This is a genomic window from Candidatus Palauibacter irciniicola (assembly GCF_965208695.1).
GTDB classification, from domain to species: Bacteria; Gemmatimonadota; Gemmatimonadetes; order Palauibacterales; family Palauibacteraceae; genus Palauibacter; species Palauibacter irciniicola.
This window is the reverse complement of the sequence record NZ_OZ242352.1, coordinates 3,355,770-3,371,333: the sequence shown is the minus strand read 5'-3', so window position 1 is coordinate 3,371,333 and position 15,564 is coordinate 3,355,770. Positions and strand designations below refer to the sequence as shown.

Sequence of the window (15,564 nt, the reverse complement as noted above, 5' to 3'; positions counted from 1 at the left end):
ATGACCGAACCGACAGGCGGGCGCGTCGTCTCGCTGGACGCGTTCCGGGGCCTGACGATCGCGGCGATGATCCTCGTCAACAACCCCGGCAGTTGGGCCTACGTCTACGCGCCACTGGCCCACGCGGAATGGCACGGGTGGACCCCGACCGACCTCATCTTCCCCTACTTCCTCTTCATCGTCGGCGTCGCCATCCCCTTCTCCTTCTCGCGCCGCCTCGCGGAGGGCGCCGGACGGGGCCGGCCGTTCCGGCACGTGGTGCGGCGCTCGCTCATCCTCATCGGGCTCGGGCTCGCGATGCGGGCGATTCCCGACTTCGACCTGTTCGACATGCGCCTCTACGGTGTGCTGCAGCGGATCGGCCTCGTCTACTGCGCGGCGGCGGCGCTCTACCTGTGGGGCTCCGCGCGCGTGCGGTGGATCGCGGTGGGGGTGCTCCTCTTCGGGTACTGGGCCCTCGTCGCGGGAGACCTGACGCCGGACGGGAATCTCGGGGCCCGGATCGACCGGTTCCTCATGGGCGACCGGCTGTGGCAGGGAACGTGGGATCCGGAGGGACTCCTCTCGACGCTACCGGCCATCGGGACGTGCCTCCTGGGGATCTTCTGCGGCGAGTGGCTGCGGTCGGACCGCTCCGGCGGGGAGATCTCGCGCGGAATGTGGATCGTCGGCGCCTGGCTCGTCGTGCTGGGATTCCTGTGGGACACGGTGTTCCCGATCAACAAGAACCTGTGGTCGAGTTCCTACGTCCTCTTCACGGCTGGGACGGCGCTCCTCCTGTTCGGCGCCATGTACTGGCTCATCGACGTGAGGCGGCTGCGCGGGGGGTGGGTGACGCCCTTCGTCATCTACGGAATGAATTCGATCGCCGTGTTCGTCGCCTCCGGCATGTTCGCCAAGACGCTGGCCCGGATCCGGGTCGGGGGCGACGGGGGCATGCCGCTGAGCGCGTGGCTGTACGAGAACGCGTTCCGGTCGTGGGCGGGCGACTACGGTGGATCGCTCGCGATGGCGCTGGCCCAGGTCACCTTCTGGCTGGGCATCATGTGGGTCCTTCACCGCCGCCGCATCTACATCAAGATCTGACCTGCGCGGGAGAACCTACGCTCCCGCCGCCGTGAGTTCCGCGAGCACACGCTCCGGGCGCAGCGGGATGCGGCGCATGCGCACGCCGGTCGCGTCGTGGATCGCGTTCGCGATCGCCGCGGGGACCGTGCGGTGCGAGGGCTCCCCCGCTCCGTAGTGCGGCAGGTCCGGCCGGTCCGGGTTCGGGTCGCCGTTCACGATCACGACATCGATCTGCTCGGGCGCGTCCCGGTGCGTCAGCGTCGGGTGCGTGCGCCAGTCGACGCTGGTCACCCGCTCGCCGTCGAACTGCACCTCCTCGTACAGGGTCCGGCTGATCCCGTGCAGGAGGTTCCCCTGGATCGTGCTTTCAAGACCGTCGGGGTTGATCACGAGGCCGCAGTCGTGCGCACACACCATGCGCTTGACCCACACGCGCCCGCTCTCCCGGTCGACCTCCACCTCCGCGACCGTCGCGACGGCCGTCTGTACGCGGTACCCGTAGGAGATGCCGCGCCCGGTGAGGATGGGCCCGTCGCCCGGCTCCCGGGGCGAGGGTCGCGGCTCCCAGCCGAACGCCTCGGCCGCCGCCTCGACGACGGCGATGGAGCGGGCCCGGCGGAACGTCGCGTCGTCCTCCGTCGTCCCGCGCAGGAGACGGAGGCGGAACTCGACCGGGTCCGCGTTCGCGGCCGCGGCCATCTCATCGATGAACGATTCGCCGGCGAAGGTCGTCTGCGGCCCGTTGGGGTCGCGCAGGTTGCCGGTGCGGAGCGGCGTCTCGAAGGCGAGCGGGAAGCGGACGGCCCGCGTCTCCTCCCGCCGGTTCGGGATGTGGTACATCTCGTCCGGGCCCCGGCCGCCGCCGGGAGACGGCCGCTCGGGCCGGATGCCCATGAGCTGGGCGATGAGCACCGTGTCGGCCTGGTTGTAGCCGACGTGCGCGTAGTTCGCGATCCGGGCGCGATAGTCGAGCGCGACCACGTTGCCGGCGTCGTCCAGCCCCCCGCGCAGGTCGATGGCGAAGGCCGGGCCCTTCGTGTCCCAGGCCGTCTCCTCGTGCCGCATCCACTGCATCCGCACGGGGCGGCCCAGCTCGCGGGCCAGGTACGCCGCCTCGAAGCCCGCGTCGTCCGCCGCCGTGCGCCCGTAGAGCTGCGGACCCTCCATCCAGATCACCCGCACCCGCTCCGGCGGCATGCCGAGGAACTCGGCGATCCCTGTGCGGTGGCTGTAGGGCTTCATGTCGTTCGTGTAGACCGTCATCTGCCCGTCCGAGGGGTCGGCCACGGCGTGGGCGGGCCCGATCGCCGTGTGTCCCTGGAAGGGGATGTCGTAGCCGGCTTCAACGACCGACGCCGCGCCCGCCAGCGCCGCGTCGGGATCCCCCTCCACGCGGGGACGAGGAGATGTTCCGGTCCCCGCGCCGACCGGGGTCGCGCCCCGCATGTAGTCGAAAAGGTCCTCGGAGGACGGGAACGGCGCCGTTTCCGGCTGCTCCCACTCGAGGGCGAGGCTCTCCGCCGCCTGGATCGCCTGTTCCTCCCGCTCGCAGACGACCGCGACGTAGTTCCCCTCACGGAAGACGCGGATGAAGCCGGGGATGTCGCGCACCGAAGATTCGTCGATGGAGACGAGCCGCGCGCCCGCGAAGGGCGGCCGCACGTTCCGCGCGTGGACCATGCCGGGGAGCCGCACGTCGACCGCCCACTCGAGCGATCCGTCGACCTTGGCGGGGATGTCGTACCGCGGGACGGACTGCCCGACGATCTTCAGTTCCCGGACCGGCTTCACGGCCGCGAGGCCGGTCGTCTCGTTGACGTTCCTTCCCGTGAGGGCAACATCGAAGCGTCGGCCGCCGATCAGCTCGCCGTACGTGGCCGTGCGGGCGGGCTCCGCGGCCACGGAGATGACGCCTTCGCTGACGGCAAGTTCGTCGGCGGGGACCTCGAAGCGCTCCGAAGCCAGTTCCAGCAGGACACGGCGCGCCTCCGCCGCGACCCGCCGCGCCGCCAGGGCATCCCGCTCGATCGCGTCCGAACCGCCCGAACCGCCCTGGTCCACCGTCATGTCCGTGCGGCCCATGACGAGCGTGGCCCGGTCGTAGGCGAGGTCGAGTTCGTCGCACATCATCTGGCGCATGGCGGTCCCGGTCCCCTGCCCGCCGTCGGTCTTGCCGACGTAGAAGGTGGCCGTGCCGTCCTCGTGCACGACGAGCCACGAGTCGAGCTGGAGATAATCCGGGTCCGGATACGGGTTCGCCTCGCCGGGGTCGCCGGACCCGTTCCGGCCGGGTCCCGCCACACCGATGCCGCCCCCGCCGATGCCGCCCGCGCCGCTGAAGCCCACGCTGCTGAAGCCGAGAACGAAGAGCCCGGAGGTCTTCAGGAAGTCGCGGCGGGACGTGCCGCCCTCCCACCGGGCGAGCGCGTCGTCGAGCCTCGCGGACAACTCCGCCGGGCGCCTCACCGGTCCACCTCCCCCCCAGCCTCATCCGCGCCGTTGGCCGCACCGGTCCCATTCACCGAGTCGCCCCCCCCAGCCCCGTTCGCCATTGCCTCCGCGGCGCGTTTCACGGCGGACTGGATCCGGTAGTACGTCATGCAGCGGCAGAGCGCGCCGTTCATTCCCTGCCGGATCTCGTCGTCGCTCGGGTCCGGGTTGCGGTCGAGGAGCGCTTTGGCGGTGAGGATCTGGCCGTTCTGGCAGTACCCGCACTGCGGCACCTGCTCGTCGATCCACGCCTGCTGCACGGGATCGAGTTCGCCGGCGGCGGACAGGCCCTCGAGGGTGACGATCTCGCCCTCGGCGCGGGACACCGGGCGCATGCAGGAGCGGATCGCGCGGCCGTCCAGCAGCACGGTGCACGTCCCGCACTGGCCGAGGCCGCAACCGAACCGGGGCCCGCGGAGGCCGAGATCGTTCCGGAGGACGTAGAGCAGCGGGGTCGAGGGTTCGACGTCGAGCGAGTGGGTCTCGCCGTTCACTCGGAGCGTAATCACGGTGCGACGCACTCGAAGCTGTCTTCGCGCTTTGGGTCTCCGGTGCCGTTGTAGGCGGCGTATCCCGGCCACGGGCACACCGGCCGCTGCATCTCGACGCCGGACTCGCCGAACTTCGTCGCGACGAGCCGCTCGGGGGCCTCGTCCTCCTCGACCCACGACTGGATGGCGGCGATCCAGTCGACGAAATCCGGGCCCGGGCCGCCCGCGCAGTGCAGGACGCCGGGCAGCATGAACAACCGCGTGTAGCCCTCCGCTTCGTCGTCGCCCGCGGCCACGCCCTCGTGGTAGGCGATCGTTCCGCCGGCAGGGATCGCGGGGTCCGACCAGCCGGTCCACAGGATCAGCTTGCCGCCCGCCGTCTTGAACGCGGTCAGATCCGTGTCCGTCGCGTTGAGGATCGCGCGGGCGCGGCGCGTGTCCTCCTCCCACGCGAAGTAGTCGCTGAAGTCGTACGTGGAGTAGTCGAACTCCGGGTCGTCGAAGATGATGTACTTGTACATCTGCGTGCCGAAGGCGTAGTGGAGGTTGGGTCCGGCCGGCCCGAGCTGCATCTCACGCCCCGTGACCCACATTCTCCACCCGCCCTGGTCGGTCTCGCCCCCGAAGGGCAAGCCGGGGTAGACGTGCCGGTCCCCCGCGCGGGCACCGCCGTAGATCACCTCCGCGGCGGCCCGCTGTTCGGCCGTCAGTCCCTCGATCGAGGCGATGTCGATCTCGCACGCCATGGGGTTCGTCATGAACCCGTCCTCCACACCGTCGTTCCCGTCGCAGGCTTCGAGAATCGCGGCTTCGAGGATGGCCGCCGCCTCGTCGGTGATCACCGGGGTCGCGAGGTCGTTCGGATCGGGATACAGGGCCTGCTGGGTCTGGAGGAAGAAGGCGCCGAGGCCGGGCCAGTCGTAGGCCGGCGCCCCGGACACGATGCCGTCGAAGTCGTCCGGGTAGCGCTGCGACGACATCATCGCCTGGCCCCCGCCGCGCGAGCAGCCGATGAAGTAGGAGTATTCGATGTCGCGGCCGTAGAAGAGGCGGACGATCGTCTTCGCCGTTTCCGCCGTCACGTGCACCGCCCGGTGGCCGAAGTTCACCTCGCGGTCGGGCCGGTTCAGCGCCCAGCTCGCGTCGATGCCCGGGCCCTGGTGTCCCGTGTCCGTCCCCACCGTGGCGAACCCTCGGGTCAGGACCGAGACCGGCCCCGCGAACTGGAGCGCCTGGTTCTGGACGCTCCCCACGAACCCGCCGCCGCCGCCCATGAGGAAGCGGCCGTTCCAGTCCTCGGCCAGCGGGAGGAGGAGTTCGAAGTGGATCTCCTCGTCGATCGTCCCGCGCACGCGGCAGTGCGCCGGGTCGCTCGCGCCGGCCTCCACTTCCGTCACCTCATCGAGGACGAAGCCGCTCCACGATGTGGCGGTCAGCTCGTCGCACGTGAGGGCGGGGACGAGGTCGACCGTGGGGGCGGGAGCGAAGGCGGCGAGGGTCAGGACGGCGGCGGACGAAGCCGCGAGGCGGCGCGTCGAAGTCATGTGAGTTCCCCGGGTCGGAGTGTCCCGCGACTGGCGCCTCCGGGCCCGACCCTCGGGTCAGGCCTCGGAGGCGCGACCGAACAGAGTTACGGTGCCGTCGGGGACGCCGGGCCGCAACGGTCTCCGGGCCTGGCAGTCCGGGATCAGTGCGGTTTGTCGGGCCAGCGAAGACGGACGCTGCGGGCCCCCATGTGCGTCCGTAGCATTTGCTCCGCCTCGTCGCGCGTGATCTCGCCTGCCTCGAAGGCCGCGTGGAGCCGCCGGACCTCCATGGCCAACTCGGTCATAATCTCCTCCCATTCCTCCCACTCAATATCCGGCAACTCCTCGAGCTGCTCCGTCACATTTCCCAGACGCAGCCACAGATCCCTGGGGATCTCCTTTTCCGTGATTTCGCCCGATTGCAGGCGCTGGTCGAGCCTCTCGCGCGTGATTTCGATTTCCCGCTTGGCGTGCTCGAGGCGCTCGACCGTCGCGCGGATGCGCGCCTTGGCTTCCGGGTCGAGATCGACCGCCTGGAAGATCCCGTCTTCGTCCACGCGCCGGACTTCGGCTGTCGCGCCGACACGAGCCTTGAGGCCGGCCACGGCCTCCGGAACCGCGACTGCCTGCGAGAGCGAGGCGCGCTCGGGCTCGGCCGGGCTCTGCGGGATCGGAGTGTCGCAGGCCAGGGCGAACAGGCCCAACCCGGCGGCGGCGGTGAGGATGGAAGCCCGGATTCGAGGCTTCCTCGTCGCGGTCCTGATCATCATGAGTCTCCTTTCGATTACCGAGGGGCCGCCGCGAATCAGGGCAGGCGCCGGCTCCGGGGTGTGCCGGGATCCGGCGGCGACTGTCAAGAGAAGGCGCGCGTAGCTCCGCGCGGAGGCGCCGCGGGCCAGGACGCGGCGATCGCAGTCCCCTTCCACGGCGAGCCGGAGCCTGGCGAGCGACCACCAGACCGCCGGATTCCAGGGCGAGAGCGCCGCGAGCAGGAGCCCCGCCGTCAGGAGGACCGGATCGCGCGCCCGCACGTGTTCCCGCTCGTGCAGCACGACCATCGCGAGTTCCTTCTCGCCGAGGCCGAAGGCCCACGACGGAAGGACGATCCGTGACCGGATGAGCCCCACGACGGCCGGCCCGAACCGCTTCGAGCGCAGCACCTCCTCGCCGCAGACGTCCCGAGGCTCCCACGCCGCGCGCAGGCGCCGCAGCCGGAGGCAGATCAGAACGAAGAGGATGAGGACGACGGCGGAACCCACGACCCAAAGGGCTCCGAGGACGTCCTCGATCCCGATCCCCGCGAGGAGGCTCCCGCCCTGCACGGGAAGCGAGGGAGCCGCCGTTCCGAGTTCGTACAGGACGCCGACGGGAAGGGCGAAGGGTCCGGGACCGGCGGCGGTTGCCGCGGCCGGAAGGAATCGGGGAAGAAACGGCGCCAGCGCGCCGACCCCGAGGGCGCCGATCCAGATCCACCGGGTCGGCCGCCCGTGGGTCCGCAGACCCCGGTCGAGGCACCACGCGGCCCCGGCGACGAGGACGGCGACGATCAACCCGTACATCATCGTGGCGAGAGTCATGGCTCGCCCTCCTCCAGTTCGTCGAGGATCCGCCGCATGCGCTCCAGTTCCTCCGGCGACACCTCCCGGCCCGAGATGAGTTGGGCGAGGACGAGTTCCGCCGACCCGCCGAAGATCTTGTCCCGGATCCGGGCCAGGGCCGTCTCCCCCGCCGTTTCGGAGGCGACGAGCGGGAAGTACCGATACGCGCGGCCCTCCGCCTCGTGCCGGACGGCACCTTTCTTTTCGAGGATCTGAAGGAACTTGAGAACGGTCGTGTAGCCGACCTCGTCCTCAAGCGCCTCCATGACCTCGCTCACGGAGCCGGACCCGCGGCGCCACAGGACACTCATGATGTCCAGCTCCCGGTCGCTGAATGTCGGATCCCTCAAGGCTTCACCCCCTCCTGGCAACGTCCCCGCGCAAGCATGTACGAATATTTTCGTACGAAAGGATACGTGGTGCGGCCCGCCCTGTCAACGAAGATCTTCGTACCATGCGCCGGCCTTGTGAATCCGCAGCCCGCGACCGAGCCTCCGGGAACGGCCGAGAACGTCCAAAGAGGTGACAGCCGACGGTACGATGGATCTGACCCGAGACGAGCGAGAGGTCCTCGACGGGAGCCGGGGGGAGATCCCCCGCAAGCTCCTCCTCACCATGGTCCGCTTCGGCGAGGCGATGGATGCGGAGCGGCTCGTGCCGGTGGAGGGTCCGGGGCACCTCGTGATTCCGGAGTCCAAGCCCGGGGTCGGGGCGCGGACGGAGTTTCTCGAGTCGCTCGTCGACGCCGGGGTCCGGGCCGCGCTTCCCTTCACGGCCGACCCGGCCACGATCCTCAACGAGACGCTGTCGGACCTGACGGACGACCAGCGGAAGCGGCTCGCCCGCGCCTACCCAACCGAGGTGCGCTACCGGGAGGCGCTCACGAAGCTGGGCCTGCGCGACGCGGGCGGCCTGACCTGCACGCCGTGGTTCGAGGAGGTCGCGAACCGGCCGTCGTACGGCCAGATCGTGGCCTGGGCGGAGTCCTCCGCGGTGGTGTACGCGAACTCCGTCATCGGCGCGCGCACGCACCGGAATCCCGGGATCATCGATCTCATCTCCAACGTCGTCGGCAAGACGCCGCTCGCCGGCCTGCTGACGGACGAGGGGCGGCGCGCGAGCTGGCTCGTCGAGGTCGAGGCGGCGGGGCCGATCAACGGCCAGGTGCTCGGCTACATCGTCGGGCGGGAAGTCGGAGACGGGATCCCCTGGGTGTCGGGCCTCGCGGACATGCTCGAAGGCGGCGAACACCCGGCCAGCGGGAAGTTCCTGCGCGACTTCGGGACGAACGCTTCCGTGGGGGGCGGGGTCGGCCTCTTCCACGTGGAAGGCGTCACCGTGGAGGCGAAGCGGTACGGCCGGCGGCTCATCCGCGACGACGCTCGCCGGCTGACGATCGACGAGGGACAGATCGAGTCGGTCGGAGCGTCGCTGCGCGCCGACCGCCCGGTCGAGGAACTGCGGCCGAACAAGGTCCTGCTCGGCTGCCCACACCTCACCTACGACCAGTTGTGCGCGTGGACCGATGCGGTGGAGGGCGAACTCGCGCGCGCCGGACGCGACCGCCTCGCGGTGGAGACGGTCTTCGTCGCGGCCCCCGACGTGGTGTCCCGCTTCCGCGCCGAACATCCGGGCTTCGCGACCCTCGCCGTCGCGGGAGGACACGTGGGGTCCTTCTGCCTGGAGGCGTTCATGCAGGATCCGATCCTCGCGCCCGCCTGCGTCGTCACGAATTCGAACAAGCTTCGCTACTACAGCCGCAACGTGTACATGCTCGACGATGAGGCACTCCTCCGGGTGATGGTGACAGGCGGCACGGAGGGTGCCGCCGCGGCCTCCACGACGGGCCCCTCGGGGACCTCCTCCGGGAGTCACGCCTGATGCCCCGCCTCCAGGGCCGGGCGGTCATCGGCGGGGAGGTCGCGGCGCCCGCCGCCGTATCCCGGGTCGGGTTCAACCCCTTCGCGAGCTTCTGCGACCAGTTCGACGGAGGGATCGACGCGGCCGTGTGCGGGGATCCGCAGAACACCGAACTCTTCGGCGAACCGCTCACCGGGCGGATCGTCCTCGCGCCCTTCTGCGTGGGCTCGACGTCCGCCGGGCCCTGCTGGGAGCGCATCGCGGAACTCGGTCTCGCCCCCGCCGGACTCCTCCTGCCCGGGGAGGTGGATCCGCTCACGGCCGGCGGCCTGATCCTGGCCGATGTCTGGCTCGACACGGCGATCGTGTGCGTGGATCGGCTGGGGCCCGAACTGCTCGACCGGGTCGAGACCGGCGACGAACTGCGCGTCGGCCGCGACGGCGTCGTGACCTGGTAGGCGTCAGGCGTCGGAGTCCGTGAGCCAGCCCTCCCGCTCGAAGGCGGGCGACGGGTAGGTGTAGAACCCCTTCCCCGACTTCACGCCCAGTTCCCCGCGCTCGACCATCCGGTCGAGGAAGCCGGGCGGCCTGTCGGACGGGTCGCCGGAGGCCTCGTAGTACACGTTCTCGATGTCGCGCACGACGTCGAGTCCGACCACATCCATGAGTCCGCACGGCCCAATCGGCGTGCCCCAGTCGAGCATCCACGCCCGGTCGATCTCTTCGGCGCTCAGGTATCCGCCGGCGACCAGGTGCAGCGACTCCTTCTTGATGGCGCGCCAGATCCGGTTCGTCGGATAGCCCTGGATCTCGCGACGGGCGACGATCGGCACGAGGCCGAGCCGGCGCAGGAACCGCTTCGCCGCATCGATCGTCGCGGGGTCGGTGCCGGGGTGCCCCATGACCTCGACCTTGAGGTCCTCCGGCGGGCCGAAGTTCATGTTCGTGAACCGCCCGGGACGCCCCGTCGACTCCGCCATCCACGAACCCGGCAGCGAGGAGGTGTTGGAGGCGATGAACGCCTCCGCCGGCGCCGCCGCGCCGATTCGCCCGAGGACGACGCGTTTCAGTTCCAGGTCTTCGTGGACGGTCTCGATGACCCAGTCCGCCTCCCCGACGCAGTCCTCGAGATCCCCGCACGCCTCCACGACGCCATGTGTCGCGCCGGCCCCGTGCCCGTCGTCCGCGGCCTCGAGCAGCGCGCGCACGTCTTCGATCGCTCCGGCGAGCGCCTCCTCCGAGATATCGTGCAGCCGTGCGCGCACCCCCCGCACCGCACAGCCGTAGGCGATCCGTCGTCCCATCGTTCCCGCGCCGATGATGGCTACGATCCCTGCGACGCGCTCCGTGCCGGACATGGCATCCTCTTGTGAATCGGTGTGAGATGGCCGAGCGTCCCAGACGAAACGAGAACAGCCTCCCGAGACGACAACAGCCCGCCGAGGAGCACATGACCACGACCTGGAACTACGGCGACCCCTACGCCTACATGGACAGGGTCGCCGGCGGCATGCCCCCCGTCATCATCTGTCTGGCCGCGAACGGCGGCATCCAGGGCAAGGAGTATAACGACGCCCTCCCGGAGACGTCCGAGGAGCTCGCCGAGTCCGTCGGCGAGGCGTACGACGCGGGCGCCTCGATGGTGCACATCCATGCCCGGAACCCCGAGACGCTGTGGAAGGGGGCGACGACGACGGAGGTGTGGCTGGAGGCGAACCGCCGCCTGCGCGAGCGCTGCCCCGAGATCATCATCAACAACACGACCGGCGGCGACCTGTGGATGGACGATGAACAGCGCCTGTCCTGCCTCGACGCCAACCCCGAGGTCGCGTCGCTGAACCTCGCCCCGGACATGGGCAAGTTCAAACTGAAGCCGCGGGGAGAGGAGTACACGCACCCGCGCCCCGCGATCGACTTCGACGACTGCACGCCGTTCTCCTACAGGCAGATCGCGCACTTCGCGGCGGAGATGAAGGCGCGCGGCATCAAGCCCGAACTCGAGACCTACCACCCCGGCTGCGGGTGGGTGATCCGGGACCTGATGGCGCAGGGCCTCATCGAGACGCCCTACTGGGTCCAGACCGTGATGGGCTACCAGACGTCGAGCTGGCCGACCGTCGACAACGTCGTGAACATGGTCCGGGAGTTCCCGGAGGGTTCCGTCTGGCTGTGCTCCGGCATCGGACCGCACCAGCTTCCCATGACCACGCTCGCCACCCTCATGGGAGGCCATGTCCGCGTCGGCCTCGAGGACAACATCTACTACCGTCGCGGCCAGAAGGTGGCGAGCAACCGCCAGCTCGTGGAGCGCGCCGTCCGGATCGCGCACGAGCTGAACCGCGAGGTCGCGACGCCCTCGCAGGCGCGCGAAATGCTCGGGCTCTCGGCCACGCCGACACGGTACAGCTAGTGTCGGGCCAGCCGGGGGCAGAGGGCGGGCGCGAGGAACTCGGGCGAGGGATCCGGCTCCGGTCGCTCTTCTCGCTCGCCTTCGGCACCATCATCGGCGTCGGCTGGATCACGGTCATGGGGGCGTGGCTGAGCGGCGCCGGCGCGGTCGGGGCCATCATCGCGTTCGTGCTCGGCGGCCTCGGCATTCTCGCGATCGGGCTCTGCTACTCGGAGATGGCGGCCGCGTACCCGGTCACCGGCGGCGAGGTCGCGTACGTGTTCGAGGCGTGGGGAGCGCGCTGGAGTTTCGCCGCCGCGTGGTTCCTCGCCTTCTCCTACATCTTCACGACCTCCTTCGAGGCGATCTCCGTGGAATGGGTCGTGTCGGCTCTCGTCCCGGGGTTCGGCGGTCCGGTCATCTACACGCTGCTGGGGCAGGAGGTGCGGCTGTGGAGCCTCGCCCTCGGACTCGCCGTGATGGCCGCGATCACGTTCATCAACTACCGCGGCGGAAAGACGGCCGCCTGGTTCCAGGACCTGATGACGGCCGGACTCATCATCCTCACCCTCATCTTCGTCGTCGCGGGGGTCGTGGGCGGCAGCGTCGCGAACCTGGAGCCCATGTTCAGCGGGACGACGCCGGGGGCGGCCCTCGTCGGCGTGGGCATCGTGCTCGGGACCGCCGCGTTCTGGTTCGCCGGCTTCGACACGATTCCCCAGGCGATGGAGGAGGTGGAGGAGGGCGCGAAGCTGCGGCTCCTGCCCCGCGTCATGGGCGCCTCGATCCTGTTCGCGCTCGTCTTCTACTGTCTCGTGATTCTGGCGACGGCCATGAGCATGCCCCGCGCGGAACTGCTCGCCTCCGAGCTTCCGGCCGCGGCGGCGATCGAGGCCGCGCTCGGCTCGCCGTTCCTGGGCCGAATCGTGCTGTTCGCCGGGCTCTGTGGGCTGATCACGACGTGGAACGCGATCTTCTTCGCCTCCACGCGGATCGTCTTCGCCATGGCTCGCGCGCACATGATCCCCCACCGCCTCGCCAGGGTGCACGACCGCTACGGCTCGCCGTCCGCCGCGGTCATCTTCGTGGCCGTCATGGGGAGCGTCGGGGCGCTGTTCGGCCGCAACGCCATCCTCGTCATCGTCGGAGGCGCCGCGATCTCGGCCATGATCGTCTTCCTCGTCGTCGTGCTGGGCGTCCTGCGGCTGCGGAAGACGCGCCCCGACCATCCACGCCCCTACACCGTGCCTGGCGGCCGGGGCTTCCTGGTTCTCAGTGCCGTCATCGCGCTGGGGCTGCTCGGAGCTTCGATCTGGGAACCCTTCCATGGCGCGGGCGGCCGGATCCCCGCCGAGTGGATCGTCCTCGTCGTCTGGGCGGCGCTGGGGCTCGTCTTCTACCGCGCCGCCGCGCCTCTCCGCCGCGAGGTGAGCGACAGGAGGCTCCGCTGGCTCATCCTCAGCGACGAGGAACCGGAATGAACACGAGTCGGCGCCACTTCCTCCGCCGGTCCGCGGGCGCGCTGGCGCTGGCCCCGATCGTGCCCGTGGGGCGGCTCGCCCTGGCCGATCCGGCTTCCCGGCCCGCTGATTCGAGTCGCCCGCAGGAAGCCTGGGTGGCCCGCGCGCGCGCCGAGATCCCCGCCTCGACGGAGAGCCTGTATTTCCAGACGGGCGGGATCGGCCCCGCTCCGAACGCCGTCATCGACCACGTCCATGAACGGCTCGCCTTCCAGAACCGGAGTCCGGCCGAGCCCCGCATCTCGGACGAGATGGCGCGGATCGAGCCCGACCTGCGGACGCAACTGGCGCGCGTGTTCGGCGCCGGGACCGAGGAAGTCGCGCTCACGCACAGCACCTCCGAGGGGATCTCCATCCTAGCCTGGAGCCTGAACTGGGAGCCGGGCGACGAGGTCGTGATCTCCAACACGGAACACCCCGCCAACGTCGTCCCGTGGTACGTCCTGCGGGATCGGTTCGGGATCGCGATCCGCGAGATCGACCTGAGCCCCGGAACCGGACTCATCGACGAGGTTCGCGGCCGACTCTCCGACCGCACGCGGATGGTGAGCGTCAGTCACGTGTCGCGGAACAACGGGCGGACGCTGCGGACCGACGAGTCCGCCGAACTGGGCGACCTGCTGCGCTCCCGCGGCGTGCGCTACCACCTCGACGGCGCACAGGGCCCGGGCTGCGTCGCGACCGACTTCCGCGCCCTCGGCTGCGACGGCTATTCCACCTGCGGCCACAAGTGGCTGCTCGGCCCCAAGGGCACCGGCGCGCTCTTCGTGCGTCGCGAAATGCTAGACGACGTGCAGCTTAGTTGGGCCGGTTCCCACAGCCACGCGACGATGGACTACGAGGGTGCCTACACCCTGCTCCCCAGCGCCGCGAGGTACGAGTTCGGCACCCGCGCGCTGGCGGACTTCGCCGGCTTCGCCCGCGCCGTGGAGTGGATGGAGGATGTCGGCCTGGAGAGGATCGAGAACCGGATCCAGTCGCTCGTCGACCACGCGATCGAGGTTGTCGACCGCACGGAAGGGCTGGACGTGTCGTCTCCGCGGGCGCGCCCGGACCGCTCGGGCGTGTTCGTGGTTCAGCTCCCGGAGGGGTGCGACGCCACGCAGCTCTACAGCGACCTGCGCGAAGACGAGGGGATCCTCGCCTCTCCCGTCCGGGAGGAGCGCGACTTCCGGCTATCCATCCACTTCTTCAACACCCGCGACGAGATTGACGCCGCCGTCGCGGCGATCGCGGAGCGCTGCAGCTGACCGGGAGCGGGGCCTACACCACCCGTCTCGGGAGCCGGGGGTTCATGAACTGGATGATGCCGAGGAAGCCGCGGCCCGTCCGCTCGGCGACGGTGTGGGGGAGCACGGCCGGGTGGTCGGGGCCGATGAGGGTGGCGACGTCGCCGACCTCGACCGTCTTCTCCGGACCGATGTCGAGAATCGTGTGCGCGGAGTTGACGCCTCCGGCGACCGGATACAGACGGCCGTTGATCAGCACCTCGCAGGTCCCGTTCGCTTCGGACGGATAGCCGTCGGTGCGGCCGACCGGCAGCAGTGCGACCCAGGTCGCCCGGTCGGCGGTGAAGGTGTGACGGAAGCCCGCGCCGTCGCCCGGCTCCAGGCGTTCGACCCGCACCACGCGCGCGTTCATGCGAAACACGGGCCTGAGGTCGGCCATCTCCCGGGCGCCCTCGCCACCGGAAAGGTGGTTTCCGAACAGCGCGTTCCCGGGACGCACCATGTCGTAGTGCGCCTCGGGCAGGTTGAACAGCTCGAAGGAGGGTGAAGCGTGGAGGGTGCCGAGGGGAAGGTTCTTCCCGCGGGCCCAGGCGAGGAGTTCCTCGAAGCGCGCGAGCTGCTCCCGATTGAAGTCGAGATCGTGAATGAACATGGTGTAGGTGCCGTTCACGTCGACGTATTCGCTCTGCACCAACTCCTCGATCCAGCCGCGGGCGCGGGTGTACGGCATCCCCTCCCGGTTCATCCCCGTATCGATGAAGAGCTGGACGGGCACGGGACGGCCGAGTCGCCTGGACACGCTCCGCAGCCGCGCGGGCGCATCATCCAGCCACACGGACGGGAGCACGTCGCGCCTCGCCAGCTCCTCGATCTCGTCCTCGGATCCCTCGGCCATGACCACGATCGGCTTGGTCACGCCCGCCTCCCGCATGGCGAGCGCCTCCTCGACGCGCACGGCGGCGATGCCGCCCACCTCGGGCATCCCGGCGAGGAGCGGCCCGACCGTACGGTCCCCCAGGCCGTAGGCGTTGTTCTTCACGACCGCGAGGATGGGGCGGCCGCCCGCCAGCCGCGCGGCCTCGCGGACGTTGTGGGCCCAGGCGGCGCGGTTCAGTTCGATCCACGGATCGAAGCGATCGGGAGTCCAGGTGCGGTCCGTGGCTGCACCCGCAGACAGCAGGCCGGCCCCCGTACTGCGCGTCCTCCCGGCGGTCGCGCAGCCGGAGGTCGCGGCGAGGCCCAGGGCTGCGCCGGTCAGGTGGAGAAAGCGGCGGCGCGGGAGCGGTGATGACGGGCGATCCATTGGGCCCTCCGGGCTTAGCGGGGCAATACAGACTGCGCTTGGCGTTGCCTTCATTTTCCTGAAGACACTACGCTTCCGCCATGAACACCA

13 protein-coding genes are annotated in these 15,564 nt (G+C 70.1%); 6 read left to right on the top strand and 7 right to left on the bottom strand.

Features of this window, described 5'->3' with window-relative positions; genetic code table 11:
- Window positions 1–1,086, top strand: a complete 1,086-nt coding sequence (locus ACOGI9_RS14625; RefSeq protein ID WP_419857832.1) for an acyltransferase family protein — start codon at window positions 1–3, stop codon at window positions 1,084–1,086.
- Between the two features lie 15 nt (window positions 1,087–1,101).
- Here the strand turns inward: ACOGI9_RS14625 and ACOGI9_RS14620 are convergent, their stop codons facing one another.
- From ACOGI9_RS14620 to ACOGI9_RS14600, 5 genes are all read right to left on the bottom strand, one after another.
- A complete protein-coding gene (locus ACOGI9_RS14620; RefSeq protein WP_419857831.1) occupies window positions 1,102–3,534 on the bottom strand; it encodes a molybdopterin cofactor-binding domain-containing protein in 2,433 nt (810 codons plus the stop codon).
- Complete coding sequence (locus tag ACOGI9_RS14615; RefSeq protein ID WP_419857830.1) at window positions 3,531–4,067, bottom strand: (2Fe-2S)-binding protein; 537 nt, start codon at window positions 4,065–4,067, stop codon at window positions 3,531–3,533. Before ACOGI9_RS14615 ends, ACOGI9_RS14620 begins: the two co-directional genes overlap by 4 nt.
- Window positions 4,064–5,593 carry a tannase/feruloyl esterase family alpha/beta hydrolase gene (locus ACOGI9_RS14610; protein WP_419857829.1) on the bottom strand — a complete coding sequence of 510 codons (1,530 nt, stop codon included), beginning with the start codon at window positions 5,591–5,593 and terminating at the stop codon, window positions 4,064–4,066. The genes ACOGI9_RS14615 and ACOGI9_RS14610 overlap by 4 nt, the downstream gene beginning before the upstream one ends.
- Before the next feature lie 143 nt (window positions 5,594–5,736).
- Entirely contained in the window at window positions 5,737–7,152 is a 1,416-nt protein-coding gene (locus ACOGI9_RS14605) for a M56 family metallopeptidase (protein WP_419857828.1), read from the bottom strand.
- Entirely contained in the window at window positions 7,149–7,523 is a 375-nt protein-coding gene (locus tag ACOGI9_RS14600; RefSeq protein WP_419857827.1) for a BlaI/MecI/CopY family transcriptional regulator, read from the bottom strand. The genes ACOGI9_RS14605 and ACOGI9_RS14600 overlap by 4 nt, the downstream gene beginning before the upstream one ends.
- 190 nt (window positions 7,524–7,713) lie before the next feature.
- On the opposite strand from ACOGI9_RS14600, the gene ACOGI9_RS14595 reads away from it, so the two are divergent.
- Window positions 7,714–9,054, top strand: coding sequence for an aconitase X (locus ACOGI9_RS14595; protein WP_419857826.1), 1,341 nt, complete (start codon window positions 7,714–7,716; stop codon window positions 9,052–9,054).
- On the top strand, window positions 9,054–9,491 hold the full coding sequence (locus ACOGI9_RS14590; protein WP_419857825.1) for an aconitase X swivel domain-containing protein: 438 nt from the start codon (window positions 9,054–9,056) through the stop codon (window positions 9,489–9,491). The genes ACOGI9_RS14595 and ACOGI9_RS14590 overlap by 1 nt, the downstream gene beginning before the upstream one ends.
- Before the next feature lie 3 nt (window positions 9,492–9,494).
- On the opposite strand, the gene ACOGI9_RS14585 is transcribed toward ACOGI9_RS14590, so the two are convergent.
- Entirely contained in the window at window positions 9,495–10,391 is an 897-nt protein-coding gene (locus tag ACOGI9_RS14585) for a 3-hydroxyacyl-CoA dehydrogenase family protein (protein ID WP_419857824.1), read from the bottom strand.
- A 92-nt stretch (window positions 10,392–10,483) separates the two neighbouring features.
- On the opposite strand from ACOGI9_RS14585, the gene ACOGI9_RS14580 reads away from it, so the two are divergent.
- Genes ACOGI9_RS14580 through ACOGI9_RS14570 form a run of 3 tightly spaced genes read left to right on the top strand, consistent with a single transcriptional unit; the run spans window position 10,484 to window position 14,192 of the window.
- Complete coding sequence (locus ACOGI9_RS14580) at window positions 10,484–11,443, top strand: 3-keto-5-aminohexanoate cleavage protein (RefSeq protein WP_419857823.1); 960 nt, start codon at window positions 10,484–10,486, stop codon at window positions 11,441–11,443.
- Window positions 11,443–12,903 carry an APC family permease gene (locus ACOGI9_RS14575; protein ID WP_419857822.1) on the top strand — a complete coding sequence of 487 codons (1,461 nt, stop codon included), beginning with the start codon at window positions 11,443–11,445 and terminating at the stop codon, window positions 12,901–12,903. Before ACOGI9_RS14580 ends, ACOGI9_RS14575 begins: the two co-directional genes overlap by 1 nt.
- Entirely contained in the window at window positions 12,900–14,192 is a 1,293-nt protein-coding gene (locus ACOGI9_RS14570; RefSeq protein ID WP_419857821.1) for an aminotransferase class V-fold PLP-dependent enzyme, read from the top strand. Before ACOGI9_RS14575 ends, ACOGI9_RS14570 begins: the two co-directional genes overlap by 4 nt.
- A gap of 13 nt (window positions 14,193–14,205) precedes the next feature.
- Here the strand turns inward: ACOGI9_RS14570 and alr are convergent, their stop codons facing one another.
- Window positions 14,206–15,474 (bottom strand): alanine racemase, encoded by a 1,269-nt coding sequence (gene alr, locus ACOGI9_RS14565; RefSeq protein ID WP_419857820.1) that lies wholly within the window; start codon window positions 15,472–15,474, stop codon window positions 14,206–14,208.
- Between the last annotated feature and the right edge of the window lie 90 nt (window positions 15,475–15,564).